Origin of the sequence: Bordetella genomosp. 9 (genome assembly GCF_002119725.1) — a bacterium.
In the GTDB taxonomy this organism is placed as follows: domain Bacteria; phylum Pseudomonadota; class Gammaproteobacteria; order Burkholderiales; family Burkholderiaceae_B; genus Bordetella_C.
Genome location: NZ_CP021109.1, coordinates 1,106,358 through 1,120,629, shown reverse-complemented (window position 1 = coordinate 1,120,629; position 14,272 = coordinate 1,106,358). Strand labels below are relative to the sequence as shown.

Below are 14,272 nucleotides of genomic sequence, written 5' to 3'. Positions count from 1 at the left end.
TCAGGGTCGCCTCTGATGTTGGGTTGACAGCCTGAACCTAGAGAGTCCAGTACAAGAGATCGGACGGGAGGCGGCTGCTATCCAGCGCCGACTTCAGGTCGCAGACCATGCCTCCGCTCTTGACGAGTTCCGGCAGGTCGTCCCAGATGGACTCCATCGTCTGGCGATGCGGCACGGCCAGGATCAGGACGTCCATGTTCCTGAAGTCCTTCCGATCGACCAGCCTGATGCCGTACTCGTGTTCCATCTGGGCCGCGTCCACCATCGGATCGCAGGCCACCGGCGCAATGCCGTAATCGCCCAGCGCCCGATGCAGGTCGACCACCTTCGAATTGCGGATATCGGGCACGTTCTCCTTGAACGTCATCCCAAGAATGCCCACGCGCGTCGAAGCATTGAGCTTGCCGTTGCGCGCCAGCACCTGGACGATGCGCGATGCCACGTGCGCCGCCATGCCGTCATTGATCCGACGGCCCGACAGGATTACCTCGGGGTGATAGCCCAGCTCCTGCGCCTTGGACGTCAGGTAATACGGATCCACGCCGATGCAATGCCCCCCCACGAGGCCCGGCGTGAACCGCAGGAAATTCCATTTGGTTCCCGCGGCGGCCAATACTTCCGAGGTGCGAATGCCGATCAAATCGCAGATCTTCGACATCTCGTTCATCAGGGCGATATTGATGTCGCGCTGCGTGTTCTCCAGAACCTTCGCAGCCTCCGCGACCTTGATCGAGGAGGCCCGGTGGACGCCCGCCTCGATGATCTTTTCGTAGACGCCGGCGATGATTTCAAGCGACTCGGCATCCTGGCCGGACACGATCTTGACGATCTTCTCCAGCGGGTGTTCGCGGTCGCCGGGATTGATGCGCTCGGGGCTGTAGCCGAGTTTGAAGTCGACGCCGCAACGCAGGCCCGAGGCTTTTTCCAGTTCCGGCCCGCAAATCTCTTCGGTGGCGCCGGGGTGCACGGTGGATTCGAAAACCACGATATTGCCCGGACGCAGGACGGGACCGATCAGCTGGCAGGCGCGAACCAGCAGCGAGAAGTCGGGGTTGTTCTTCTCATCGACCGGCGTAGGAACGGCCACGACGAAGAAATCGCATCCTTCAAGCTCCGTCACTTCGCTCGTCAAGCGAAGGGAAGAGTCGAGCAGCACATGGCGCTCGATTTCCCCCGTCCAATCGTCGCCCTCCTTCAGGCGCGCGATGCGGCGCTTGTCCACATCGAAACCGATGACATCGAAGCGCCGGGCTAGCGCCACGGCGACCGGCAGGCCCACATAACCCAGGCCACACACTGCGATTCTTTTAACCACTGGTCCCTCACTGTTGGTCACCGTGCCGCGAAACAGCAAGCCCTTCCCCATCGACGAACGCCACATCACCGACACCACGGTGCAACGATTCGTCTTGATCAGCGGGGCAAAGGTCTGGAACGCGGAAACGGATTAGGCCTAATTCACCAGCCAAACGGCTGAGCGGGTCGGCCGGTGCATCCTAGACGTGAAGCACAGCAATCTTTCTTTCTAAACATTTGTATCGCTGTTGAAATGAGTCAAGGCGCCCGGGAATAAGGACGAAATGGAGCGAAATAAATTACATCCATTACACGGTTCGCCGGTGCAGGCGCGAGAGATCTTTTTTAAATATTTTCATTTGTTGATTTTCTCGATTCGTCATCCGTCCGAAACAGAAGGATGGGCCAATGCGGTCATCCTTCGGTAGCAAGCCGCCACACTGCGAACGCGACTCGGGATACGCACGCGAAAATGCTCGCGCCGTACCGCGCCAGCCCGAATGCCTGCCGGACGGGGCGGGCATGTTGGCACTCCAACCGCTGCACGCGCTGCTGCCGTATCGCGGATCCGATCCGCGTTGAACGACGGATCACGCCAACAAGCCGCCTGCCTGCCCGCTTAACCGCTTATCGAAAGAAATTGGCCGACCGTGTCGATAAAGGCTTCCGGCAACTCCACATTGGACATATGCACGGCCGGAAGCAGCACCAGTGCGGCGCCCGGGATCCCGGCAGCCAGTTCTTCGCTGTGTTGGGCGCTCGTCACCGTGTCGAATCGGCCGCCGATCACCAAAGTGGGACGGTCGATCAGCGCCAGGCCGCGGCGCATATCCATATCGCGTACCGCCGCCAGACAGCCGGCGATCCCCTTTGCCTGGGTGCGTAGCAGCACGGCGCGGAACGGCGCCAGCGCGGGGTCGTCCCGCTCGCGCATGGCCGCCGGGAACCAGTTGACCAGGAAGGCCTCGGCGGTCTGCTCGGCCGGCGCTTGCAGGATGGTCCGGATCCTCGGTTCCCATTGCGCGGCCGGTCCCAGGTACGCCGCGGTGTGGGCCAGCACCAGCCTGTCGATACGCTCGGGAAAGTGCATGGCGAGCCACTGCGCCACCATACCGCCCAGCGACAACCCCAAAACATCGACGCGGGCGAGTTCCAGGACGTCCATGAGTTCCAACGCATCGCGTCCCAGCCGGTCCAGCGAATAAGGGCCGCAGGGAACATCGGAGCCGCCGTGGCCGCGCATGTCATAGCGCAATACCTGGAACCTCTCGAGCAACGCCGGCATGATGCCATCCCACATCGACATATCGGTGCCGATGGAGTTGGACAACATCAACACGGGGCGCCCGCCCTGCCCTTCCAAACGATAAGCGATCCGCCGGCCGTCGCTGGTAGTGAAGATGCTATTCGCTGACATGGTTTTCCTCCTCTTGGGTTGAGCCCGTCCGCCGGTTGGCGTCGGGGCCATGACAGCGGTCATCGTATGTACGCGGCGGTTTTGAGAAAATTACAAAGTGATCAGCATCTCTGTAATTCACGTTGACAATGCCGCCATTCACGCTGCAAGACCTTCGCTGCTTCGACGCCGTTGTCCGCGAAGGCGGGTTCCAGGCCGCCGCACTGGCGCTGCACCGGACGCATCCGGCCGTATTCGCCGCCGTCGCGCGGCTGGAGCGGCAAGTGGGCTTCGCCCTGCTGGATCGGAGCGGCTACCGGGTCAGGCTGACGGCGGCGGGACGCGCCTTCCATCGGCAGGCGCAGTCGCTGCTGCTGGAGTGGCATGCGTTGCAGGCTCACGCGGAGCAACTCGCGATTGGGGAGGAAGCCGAGCTTCGTGTGGTGATGGGCGACCTTTGTCCGCCCGCTGCTACGCTGCGGCTACTGGCGCCTTTTTTCGCCGGCCACCCGGCGACGCGGTGGCATCTCGATGTGGAAGCGGTCACGGGCCCCTGGGAGCGGCTGCTCGAAGGCGACGCCGACCTGATCCTTCATCGCATCGAAAAGAGCGACACGCGTATCGAATGGCTGGACCTTTGCAAGGTCGAACTGATTCCGGTGGTAGCCCCAGGGTTCCTTCCTTTCCCCTTATCGCGGCATATCAAGCCCGAACAGCTGCGCAACCTCGCCCAATGCGTGATTCGTGACAGCGCCCGTCGTCCCTCGCCCCAGGAGCACTTCGTGATTCCGGGCGCGCCGCAATACACGGTTCCGGACCCCGGCATGAAGAAGGAAATCATCATGCAGGGGATGGCGTGGGGACATCTGCCCCACTTTCTGGTCGAGCGGGAGTTGCAGGAAGGCACGTTGGTCTCCATCGCCGGACGCCACCTGCCGGGGCGGGTGGAGCAACTCGTCGCAGCCCGCCGCCGCGATCGGCCGCACGGTCCGGTCGCGGACCGATTGTGGGAATATCTGCGTCAGGCTGCGCCGCAACTACAGGACGCCGCCGTGCGGGGGCGGCCCGCACGGTCCGCGCGCCACGCCGCTTCGAAGCGGAACCATCGCCGTTGACCCCTCGCATGCCGGGGCCTCGCGCTTTGGAGGCATCAATTACCGGCAGCATCCCGCCTGGTCCGAGGCCGTACTGGCGATGACCGACGGCCGCGGCGTGGATCATGTCATCGAGGTGGGAGGACCACGCACGTTCTCCGAATCCTTGCGGGCGACCGCCCGGCGGGGCCAGATCCATGTCATTGGCTACCCGGGCGGCAAGGACGGCGCGATCAACCCGCTGGAGGTCTTCACCCGCCAGATTGAAGTGCGGGGCATCCCGGTCGGCTCCCGCGAGTCGTTCGAGGCGATGATCCGCGCCATCGAAGCACTGGATATCAAGCCGGTCATCGACCGCTCCTTATCCTGGCGGGATGCGGCCGACGCGATACGCTACCTGGAGAACGGCTCGCATTTCGGGAAGGTGGCGCTGGTGTTCGACGGCACGGCGGCGGACCGAAGCCCGAGGGGAAAACCCCAAGACGCAAAAAGCCCACCGCGACGGGTGGGCTAAGCGCTTGTGTTCAAAGGAATTCTGGTGGGCTGTGAGTGGCTCGAACACTCGACCTACGGATTAAGAGTCCGCTGCTCTACCAACTGAGCTAACAGCCCGTCGCGACGGATGCAGGCGTCGCCTGGATCATTTCGCTGGGTCCTGACCGGCGATCGCGGAAAGCGGCCCCAGCCAAGAAGCGGAATTGTACATAAAACAGGGACTTCCGCCAAACGGACGGACGGCCCCGCCGCTATCCGGGGCCGGCCTGTCGCGGCAGCGCGACAACGGCCCCTGCAGCCGGGGCTTCGGATCGCGTCCCAGCCAGGCGGCCTCCTTCCAGGAGCTTGGACACGGTTATCATCGTCGGACAATTCCTACAAAGTACCGATCCGGCGGCAGCCACCTCATCCCATGTTCCGCATCGACCTGCGCCGCCTCATTCTGTGGCTTTGCCTGTGTTCCGTGCTTCTCGCGCTCGGGAACAGCTTTTACGCGAGCTACCGGGTTCAGCGGGAGATACTGCTGAACAACACGCTGGAAGGCAACCGGGTGTACGCGGCCAAGCTGGCCTCGACCACCGACACCTTCGTGCGCACCGTTCAGATGGAGCTGGCCTACAGTGCATTGATGCTGGCGGACATGGCCACCCGCCCGGACAAGCTGGCGGATGAAGCGCGCCGGCTGATGCGCCAGAACGACCATTTCAACTCGGTCGTCATCGTCAACGCGGAAGGCCGTGTCCTCGCCGTCGATCCCGCGGTTCCGAATCTGCTGGGCGCGCAGCTGGAAAGCGGGCCGGCGCAGCAGGCGCTGCGCACGCGGCAACCTGCGATCAGCGAACCCTATGTAGGCTTGACCGGGCGCTGGGTCATCCTCAGCTCGCACCCGATCTTCGACCCTGCCGGCAACTACGCGGGCTTCATCGGCGGAACGCTCTATCTGCATGAAAAGAACGCCCTGCACTCGCTGCTGGGCGAGCACTATTACCGCGACGGGTCGTACCTGTATGTGGTGGACCGTACCGGGACGCTCATCTACCACCCGCAGCGTTGGCGCATCGGCGAGACGATCTCAGGCAATGCGGTCATCGATGACTTGATGCAGGGCCAGGAAGGCGAACAGCGCGTGGTGAACAGCAAGGGCGTGGATATGCTGAGCGGCTACGCGCTGGTGCCGGCAACGGGCTGGGGCTTGGTGGCGCAGCGGCCGGTTGCGGGAACGCTGCAGCGCATGGACGAGCTGCTGTGGCTGACGGTGCGCAATACGCTGCCGCTGCTGCTGATCCTGCTCGTGTGCATCGGCTGGCTTTCCGGCCTGATCGCGCGGCCGTTGTGGCAGCTTGCCCGGGCGGCCAGGCACATGGACGATGGAGAGGCGTCCGACCGGATCAGGAACGTCAAGTCCTGGTATTTCGAGGCGGCCCAACTGAAACGCGCGCTGTTGACCGGCCTGGGCAGCATCAACCACAAGATGCGCAGCCTGCGGCGCGAATCCACGACGGATGCGCTCACCTCCCTTCTGAACCGCCGCGGGCTTCTGAAAGCGCTGGAGGAATTCACCGCGACCGGCGTGCCCTTCTCGGTGGCCGTCATCGATATCGACCACTTCAAGGCCATCAACGACCGCCATGGCCACGATGCCGGGGATGAAGTCATACGCGCGCTTGCCTCGCTGATGCGCCAGGGATCGCGCAGCAACGACGTCCTGGCCCGTGCAGGCGGCGAGGAATTCATCATGCTGTTGCCCGCCACGACGCTGGACGATGCGGTGCGGGCTGCGGAACGTCTGCGTACCGCCATGGCGACGGCCGTCAATCCCGCCGGAGACCGGGTCACGATCTCGATCGGCGTGTCCCGCTACCCTGACCATGGCAAGGAAGTGCGTGCGGTTCTGAAAGAAGCCGACAAGGCGCTCTACCACGCGAAGAACAACGGCCGCAACCTGACCTGCGTGGCGGCGCCGGACACCGCGCAAGGCTTCCGGGTCGCGGGCAAGGCGGCGCCCTCGGCCTCCCGAGCAGCTTGACGCCGAACGAGCCTGCCGCTGCGCCGCCGGCGCCTAGCGCTTCTGCTGCGCCGGACGGGGCGGCGGCGCCTTGGGCGGCTGGCGCATTTGATTCAGCATCGTGGCGCACTGGTTCTCCGCCCCGGAATTGCTGGGCACGATCAGGGCCAGCAGGCCGGCGGCCGGCGTGAGGGCCGCGCCCAAGGCCACCATCCCTGCGCCACGCGCCACCAGCGGCCCGACCTTTACGCCCGCCTTCGGGTCTTTCAGCGTACCCGCCACGTACAGCGGCGAGCGCAGGGAAATGATGCGCAGTCCCTTGCTGTGCGGCGTGATGTCCAGATCGATCTTTTCCGATTTGAAGTCCACTGTCCCGTCGATGTTGACGACCGCGTTCTCGGTATCGAAGACGAACAGATCCGGCTTGGCGAGCCCATTCTTGAACTGGACGTCGGCCGCCGCGCAATTGATCGGCACCTCTTCGTCGCCGAAGAGTTTGGCCACCACGTAGTTGCCGACATTGAGCCCCGCCAGCTCCATCAAGCTGCTGCTGATAACGCCGTCGTTCACCAGCACCTTGGTCTCGCCGTTCGCGGTGCCGAGCAGCGCGGCCACGGAGTTGCCGTTGCCGCTCAGGGCAGCATCCCCGTTCAGTTCGCCCAGGCTGCGCCGCATCGTTTGCACCTTCGGAAAAAGCTGCTTCAGCTCCAGCCGCCGGGCTTCGATTCTGGCCTGGCCCTGCATCGGCGCTTTCGACCCATCCAGTCGGATGTTGGCGTTCAGGTTGCCGCCGGCCATCCCGAAGCGCAGCGGCGTCAGCGTCAGCACGCCCGCCTGCATGACGACGTGGGCCTGCAGGTTCGTGAGCGGCAGATCTGCCGTCTGGACAATGCGCTTGGCCTTCAATGTCACGTCGGCGTCCATGGCGCTCCAACGCTCGGTCCGGAATTCCTGCACGGGCAGGGCCTTGTCGGGCGGCTGGTCCGCCGGCGTCGCGGCCTTTTGCGCATCGGCTTTGCCGGAAGCGCGCTCGGCCTGCGCCACCCTGGCGCTGTCCGATATCTTCTTTTTGCCGCTGTCCTTGCCCGTATCCGCCCCCACCAGCGGCCCCAGGTCGGCAAAGCGAAGCAGATTCGAGGTGAACTGGCCCTGCAGGCGAGGGCGCGGCTTGGAAGCCGTGTACATCACATCGCCATGCAGGTCGCTGTCGCCCAGCTTGCCATTGAAGCCCCGGTACTCGTATACCGCCCCTTGCGGGTCCTGCAGTCGCGCCATCAAGCGCCCATCGGTGCTATAGGGCGGTGTGTCGGGCAGCGCCACGCCGATCAAGGGGTAGAGATCGGCCATGCTTGCTCCGGACAAGGTCAGGCGAAGATCGAGCGCCCCGAGGTGCATGGGGTTGGTCAGCGTGCCGATGGCGGACGCCTTCGTCTGCCCCACCGCAACCTTCAGCTCGAGCGGAAACGGCCGATTGGCGTCCTGCAGGGCCAGCATGCCGCCGACGCGCCCCTGTCCATCCACCGGGAGCCCCTTGTACTTGCCGCTCGCCTGCCAGCCGAACACATAAGCCGGCGCCTCGGCGGATTGCGACTGGCCAGGCTGGCCGGCTTGAGGAGGCTGGCCGTCCTTGCCGGCCTGGGGAGGCGGCGCATCCTTGCCCGGCGGCGCGCCGCCCCCGCCGGTCAGGGCCGCCCCCGCGCTGCCGGCCAGATTGCCGATGGAAACCGCTTTACCGAGCGGATCGATCACGACCTTCATATCCGCCTGGCGGGTCTCGTCGAAGTACCCGACGCTGCCCTTGTCGAAGCCGATTTCGTCTGCGTCGATCTGCCATGACGACGGCGAGTCGCTCTCGTCCTTTGCGGACTCGTCATCCTGTTTGAACGTCCAGTTCGCCCTGCCATCCGACATGCGCTCCAGATTGACGGTCGGTTCGCCAAGCTGAATCTGCCGCAACACCACGCGATGCGACAGCAGGGGCAGCAGCCCGATGCGAAACCGTACGCTTTTCAGCGCCGCGAATCGATCGGCCCGGCCCCATTCGGTATTCGCCACCGTTATATCGTTCGCGGTCACCTCCGCCCACGGGATCCATGCACGCCACCCGTGCTCGCCCTCGGGACGCCGCCATTCGACTTGCAAGTCGCCATTGATGGCGAAGGGCCGCCCAAGCGCGGCGGACGCCTTCTCGTTGATCAGCGGCTTGAACCGGTTCCAGTCCAGCGTCGCAAGCAGAACGACAGCCACGGCGAGGACTAAAATCACCGCAATGACAATACCGGTCAGGATCTTGTATCTGCGCGCCATGCTCTCGCCTTCTTTTGATGGGTTCGGGCATCGAGGGGGCCCGGCCGTCCGCCCGGATGTGCATATTCCGTGCCAAAGCGCCGGCCCGGCCCGTCGCGGAGCGGTTAAGCATTAACATTGCGGCCGGGGCAACGCCCCGTCGCTGCCGGCCCAAGCGCCGGCCTCACGATCAACGGTGCATGACGGCTTGCCGCCGCATGCCGGGAGACTCGAAAGCCCATGCGGCAACTGTGTTGGATTTTCATTGTTTCGGCGCTGATTCTGCTGACGGCCAGCCGATTGGCCCTGGCCGCCTGGCAGCGGGAACGCGTGCGCAACGCCGGCGGCCTATGGCCGATCGTTCTGGGAGGCTGGCGAATCGACGCGCACGAAGTCTCCGTGCTGGCCATCGCGCCAGCCGTGTTTGCGCCATGGCTCGGACACATCCCGCTGGCCGCTGCGATTACGTCGGTGTGGTTCCAGGTGGCTTGGCTGCTGCTGGTGTTCATGGAAGTCGCCACGCCGCCTTTCATCATGGAATACGACGCACGCCCGAACCGGCTGTTCGTCGAATACCTGAAGCACCCCCGCGAAGTGTCCGCCATGCTGTGGCGCGGCTTCAAGGCGCCCCTCGTCGGGGGACTTGTGGTCGTCGCGCTGGCCGCCTGGGCGGGCCATCTGCTGTTCGGCGATCCGCGGCCCGATGCGGCCTTGGCATGGTGGCAAATGCCGCTGATCAGCGTGGCCGCACTGGCGGTCGGCATCCTCGCCATCCGAGGCACGCTGGCGCACCGGCCCATCAACCCTTCGACGGTGGCCTATTGCGCGGACGGCATGCTCAATATGCTGCCACTCAACTCTTTATATAGCGTGCTGTATGCCGTCTACAGCATGAAAAACGAAAAGTCCGCGTCGGCGGTCTACGGCAACATGCCGGAAGCGGAAATGCACGCGCGGGTGCTGGAGGCAGCAGACCTTCCGCAGCCGCCGGCGGATCCCAAGTACCCGAGCATGCACGTGCAGTCGCCGGCGCGGCCGCGCGCCCGTCCGTTGAACCTGGTGATCATCCTGGAGGAAAGCCTGGGCGCCCAGTACGTCGCCAACCTGGGCGGCCGGCCCCTGACGCCATGCCTGGATGCGCTGTCCGAACAGGGTTGGAACTTCACGCGGGCTTATGCAACCGGCACCAGGTCGGTGCGCGGCCTGGAAGCGGTCGTCACCGGTTTCATGCCCACGCCCGCGCAAGCGGTCGTCAAGCTTCCCGATGCCCAGCGGGGCTTTTTCACGCTTGCCGATTTGCTCGGCCGCCATGGCTTCCACTCCCGTTTCATCTATGGCGGGGAAGCGCACTTCGACAATATGAAGGGCTTCTTCCTGGGCAACGGCTTCGACCGCATCGTTGATCGGGCCGAGTTCGTCGACCCGCAGTTCGTGGGTACCTGGGGGGCGTCCGACGAAGACATGTTCAACCAGCTGCATCGTCTGCTGAGCAGCGACGGGGACCAGCCCACCTTCACACTGGCGTTCACGGTCTCCAACCATACCCCCTGGGAATACCCGGCGGGCCGCATCGAGCCCGACGGAAATCCGGCCACGGTCGAAAATACGGTGCGCTACGCGGACTGGGCGCTGGGCCGCTTTTTTGAACAGGCGAAGAACTCCCCATATTGGGAGAATACGGTCTTCCTGATCGCCGCCGACCATGACTCCCGCGTTTCCGGCGCCAGCCTGGTGCCGGTGCGGCACTTCCACATCCCTTCGGTGATTCTGGGCGCCGACGTGCAGGCGCGCCGCGACGGGCGCATCATCAGCCAGATCGACCTTGCGCCAACCTTGCTGTCCTTGATGGGTCTGGAATGCCGCCACCCCATGCTGGGCCGGGACATGACCCGGCCCCTGCCTGACGGCGACACAGGGCGGGCCATCATGCAGTATGGCGACAACTACGGCTATCTGAAGGGAGACCGGCTGGTGGTGCTGGGTCCGCAGAAGGCGCCCGTGCAGTACCGTTATGGCCCGCCGGATACCTATGAAGCCGTGCCGGTGGACGAGCGGCTGGCTCGCGAGGCGCTCGCCCATGCCCTATGGCCCAGTTGGGCGTACCGCGAAGGCCGCTACGCGCTCCCGCCTTTGCACGGCGCCGCGGGCCGTGCCGCCGCAGCCCTGCGACCAGGCCTGGAAAGAGCCTGATCCGGGAGCCAAAAGCAGTCCCCCGTACGGAGGGGGGCGGCTTTGCCCGTGCGGGCGGACTTTCGAGGCACAATGGCGTATCTGCTCATCCGTGCCGCCGTCCGCCGGCAGCGTCACGGCACTTGATCGCCGCGAGAAACAAAGCGAAACTTTGCCATTGGGGTGTAACCAGCCTCGGCGGTATCGGAGTGCGGCGTTTTATCGTGTCACACTACCAGCCAGATCGTCCGTTCGCGACCGGAGAATATGCAAGCATGACCGATGAAAACCTCCAGATTCTGATCGTGGACGATAACGAGATGGCGTCGGAGCTGCTGTCGGAGTTCGTCGAATTGCTCGGCTACCGCGCCAAGACGACCGCCACGGGACAGGAGGCTCTGGCGGCATGCCAGGACGTGCGTCCAGACGTGATCATTACCGACATCGTCCTGCCGGATGTCGACGGCTACGAACTGGCTGCCAAACTGCGCAGATTGTTGGGACGGGACGTACGGATATTCGCGCTGAGCGGTTTGCCGCGCAGCGGCGACCGCACGGAAGCCTCCGCCTTCGATGTCTGGTTGGAAAAGCCGCTGGACCTTGCCGAACTGGAGCGACTGCTGGCCCAACCCAGGGGGGCCGCAAAGTAATGTCCGCCACCGCGCTCGATCCGCTCGCCATCCATGGCATCCAGTTCAAGGTGCTGGCGCATGTCTTTCCTGTGCTGCGTCACGACGCGCTCAAGCCCTTGTCCAACGCCAAGCTGACCATCGTCTTGCTGGAAAAGGCCATCGCCAAGGGCACGCTGGTGGCCAGCGATCCGCCGCCTTTCGTGGGCGACCTCGATACCATGCTGGACGACAGCGTGGCGGCCATCCGCTTGCTGAATAACTGGTTTCAGGACGAAAGTCCACCGCTTTCCGTCCATGCCATTCTGCAGGAATGCCGGCGCCTGGCATTTTCTCAATTGCTGCTGTCCGGCAAGAAAATCCAAATCGACGACTTCCAACATACCGTGGCGGTGGATCACCGCAGCGGCCGTTATGTCGTCATGGCCTGGATGATCGAGGCGATCCATGCCTTGCCGCCTCGCGGAGTTCTCCATGTACGGCAGCAAGGCCCGGACGCCATCGTCGCGGAAGCCCTGCCAGCTCCGCCGGACGCGACGGGCCGCGCGTTGCAGCCGGAAGGCGCGCCGCCCATCTCCCACGAGGACATGCAGGCTATCGCGCATTTTTATGGCTGGAAGATAGAAAGACACAGCAACATATGGTTGCTCTCACCTCCGGCCGCCGCAGCGATACAAATAGCGGAATGATGCTGTTTGACGCACGCCCCAGGCCGGCGTAGGTCTGGCGCGGTGCCCGGCTTCTTTGACGAAACCTTTGCATGAGCGCCTCGCCCAATATCGAACGCGGAATTGCCGGACCGCTCATCCCACTGAGCGCTCTCGACCTGCGCGACGGCGAAGGCGTGCCCGGAATGCAAGAGCTGTGTCGCCTCGCGATACGCTTTTTTGATGTGTCCATGTGCGCCGTTACATGGCTTCGGGACACAGCGCCAGTAAGCCTATGGTCCTGCGGCGCAGGTGCCGGCGCCGCTTCCCTGCTGACGGAATGGAGCTGTGCTGCCCTGCTGGCCAATGACGTGGTCGTCCGGGACCTGGGCGAACTGTCCACCGCCCGCAAGGACGATGCGCTCTTGAAGGTAGACGGGCCGGTCCGGTTCTTCGCCGCGGCTCCCCTGACCTTGGAAGAAGGGCAGCCCGTCGCGGCCTTGTGCATCGCACATGGCTGCACCCGGGCGTTTTCCGGGGAGGATGAAGAGCGACTTCGGGATTTCGCCGCGGTAGCAAGCGCGGCACTGCGTGCCCAAAGAACGCTCGCTGACACGCGGCGTCGGGAACAATTGCTCTCTCGTGCTTTCCGGCTGACCAAAGTGGGCGGGTGGGAATACAACGCGATTACCGGTGATCTGACGCTCAGCCAGCAAGCAAGGGAGATCTTCGGCATCGACGCGACCAGCCCCACCACCTTTGACACGGTGATGCGCCGCTTTCAAACGGCCGACTCCGCCGTGCAGCGTCTCGAAGATCCGGGTCGGCTGCTGCTGGAGGGCAAGAGTTACGAGGCTCGCCGACGCATCGAGCACAAAAACGGCTCGTCGCGCTGGGTCCACGTGCTTGCCGAGCCGGAAACCCGGGACGGCCAGGTCGTCCATGTGCACGGGTTGGTCGAAGACATCACCGACGAGGTCGAATCCCAACGTCAGCTCCATGAGCTGGCCTATACGGATAAATTGACCGGCCTGCCCAACCGTGGCGCGTTCCTTCTGGAACTGGCGCGCCTTTTCTCAAGGCACGAACCCATCGTCCTCATTTCCATCGACATAGATGGCTTCAAGGACGTCAATGACACATTGGGGCATCACGCGGGAGACGAACTGCTGATCGAAATCGGCAAGCGTATCAAGCGCCATTTTCCGCAAGGCACTTTCGTCGCCCGCGTGGGCAGCAATGAATTCACCGTGATCGCGCCGCCCAGGCCGACAGATGCGCTCCTGGCGCACATGGAGCGGTTGCACGTACGACTGAAAGAGCCGCTCCACTATGCCGAACATACGCTTTCCGTATCCGCCAGCATCGGCCTGTGCCACGCGCCGGCACAGGCCGCGGATGCGGACCAGATCGTACGCAGCACTGATATCGCCCTTTATCAGGCCAAAAAGGCGGGCGGAGACCGGACGGTCGCCTTCGAACCGGAGATGCGCCATAGGCTGGAGGAGCGCGTTCAACTTCTCCGGGACGTACGCCGTGGGATAGAACGAAAAGAATTCCTGCTGTATTACCAGCCGATCTACGACATACGCACGCAGCAGCTTTCCGGCTTCGAGGCGCTGATGCGCTGGTCTTTGCCCGACAGAGGCATTTTGCCGCCAAGCTGTTTCAGTGCGGCGTTCGAGGATCCGACGCTGGCCACGCGATTGGGCAACGAAGCATTGCTCGGCGCGTTGGGGCAAATGCGCGCGTGGATGGCCAAGGGCTTCGACTTCAAGCGCGTATCGGTGAATGTGGCCGCCGCCCAGTTCTATCGCGTCGAACTTGCCGACCAGATACTGACCATGCTGCACGAGCACGGCCTGCGCCCCGACCAATTGACCTTGGAAATCACCGAGAGCGTTTACCTTGGACCGGGCGCGGATGTCGTGGAGGACACACTGCGGACCTTGCATGCCGCGGGCATCGGCATCGCACTGGACGACTTCGGCACGGGATACGCCTCGCTGACGCAGCTGCAGCGCTTTCCTGTCGATCTTCTAAAGATCGACAAGTCGTTCGTGCAGAACCCGGCCGCCGCCTCGATCGTCGATGCCATCATTGCGCTCGGCGCCAGCCTCAACATACAGATCGTGGCCGAAGGCATCGAAACGCGCGCGCATCAGGATGCGCTGTTGAAACGAGGCTGCCGATATGGTCAGGGGTATTATCTCGGCAAGCCCATGCCCGCCGACCACTACGCATAGCGCCCCTGG

The 14,272-nt window shown here is 63.9% G+C and carries 10 protein-coding genes and 1 tRNA gene; 7 read left to right on the top strand and 4 right to left on the bottom strand.

The window, feature by feature from the left end:
* Positions 1-37 precede the first annotated feature (37 nt).
* Together CAL13_RS05230 and CAL13_RS05225 are read right to left on the bottom strand one after the other, a co-directional pair.
* Positions 38-1,297, bottom strand: a complete 1,260-nt coding sequence (locus tag CAL13_RS05230) for a nucleotide sugar dehydrogenase (protein WP_086056434.1) — start codon at positions 1,295-1,297, stop codon at positions 38-40.
* Positions 1,298-1,915: 618 nt separating this feature from the next.
* A complete protein-coding gene (locus CAL13_RS05225) occupies positions 1,916-2,713 on the bottom strand; it encodes an alpha/beta fold hydrolase (protein WP_086071736.1) in 798 nt (265 codons plus the stop codon).
* 128 nt (positions 2,714-2,841) lie between these two features.
* Between CAL13_RS05225 and CAL13_RS05220 the strand changes: the two genes are divergently transcribed.
* Together CAL13_RS05220 and CAL13_RS05215 are read left to right on the top strand one after the other, a co-directional pair.
* Positions 2,842-3,807, top strand: a complete 966-nt coding sequence (locus CAL13_RS05220; RefSeq protein ID WP_086071735.1) for a LysR family transcriptional regulator — start codon at positions 2,842-2,844, stop codon at positions 3,805-3,807.
* A 79-nt stretch (positions 3,808-3,886) separates the two neighbouring features.
* Positions 3,887-4,300 carry a zinc-binding dehydrogenase gene (locus tag CAL13_RS05215; protein WP_086071734.1) on the top strand — a complete coding sequence of 138 codons (414 nt, stop codon included), beginning with the start codon at positions 3,887-3,889 and terminating at the stop codon, positions 4,298-4,300.
* Between the two features lie 22 nt (positions 4,301-4,322).
* Here CAL13_RS05215 and CAL13_RS05210 read toward each other — a convergent pair.
* Positions 4,323-4,398: transfer RNA gene (locus CAL13_RS05210), tRNA-Lys, on the bottom strand.
* A gap of 295 nt (positions 4,399-4,693) precedes the next feature.
* On the opposite strand from CAL13_RS05210, the gene CAL13_RS05205 reads away from it, so the two are divergent.
* Positions 4,694-6,307, top strand: a complete 1,614-nt coding sequence (locus tag CAL13_RS05205; RefSeq protein WP_086071733.1) for a sensor domain-containing diguanylate cyclase — start codon at positions 4,694-4,696, stop codon at positions 6,305-6,307.
* 33 nt (positions 6,308-6,340) lie between these two features.
* On the opposite strand, the gene CAL13_RS05200 is transcribed toward CAL13_RS05205, so the two are convergent.
* Complete coding sequence (locus CAL13_RS05200; protein WP_086071732.1) at positions 6,341-8,593, bottom strand: AsmA family protein; 2,253 nt, start codon at positions 8,591-8,593, stop codon at positions 6,341-6,343.
* A 219-nt stretch (positions 8,594-8,812) separates the two neighbouring features.
* On the opposite strand from CAL13_RS05200, the gene CAL13_RS05195 reads away from it, so the two are divergent.
* The 4 genes from CAL13_RS05195 to CAL13_RS05180 all read left to right on the top strand — a co-directional run bounded on the left by CAL13_RS05195 (position 8,813) and on the right by CAL13_RS05180 (position 14,263).
* Complete coding sequence (locus CAL13_RS05195; protein ID WP_086071731.1) at positions 8,813-10,762, top strand: LTA synthase family protein; 1,950 nt, start codon at positions 8,813-8,815, stop codon at positions 10,760-10,762.
* A 254-nt stretch (positions 10,763-11,016) separates the two neighbouring features.
* Positions 11,017-11,391 (top strand): response regulator, encoded by a 375-nt coding sequence (locus tag CAL13_RS05190; protein ID WP_086056424.1) that lies wholly within the window; start codon positions 11,017-11,019, stop codon positions 11,389-11,391.
* Positions 11,391-12,059: a hypothetical protein gene (locus CAL13_RS05185; RefSeq protein ID WP_086071730.1), complete on the top strand. Its 669-nt coding sequence runs from the start codon at positions 11,391-11,393 to the stop codon at positions 12,057-12,059. The genes CAL13_RS05190 and CAL13_RS05185 overlap by 1 nt, the downstream gene beginning before the upstream one ends.
* Positions 12,060-12,130: 71 nt before the next feature.
* Complete coding sequence (locus CAL13_RS05180) at positions 12,131-14,263, top strand: putative bifunctional diguanylate cyclase/phosphodiesterase (RefSeq protein WP_086071729.1); 2,133 nt, start codon at positions 12,131-12,133, stop codon at positions 14,261-14,263.
* Positions 14,264-14,272 lie beyond the last annotated feature (9 nt).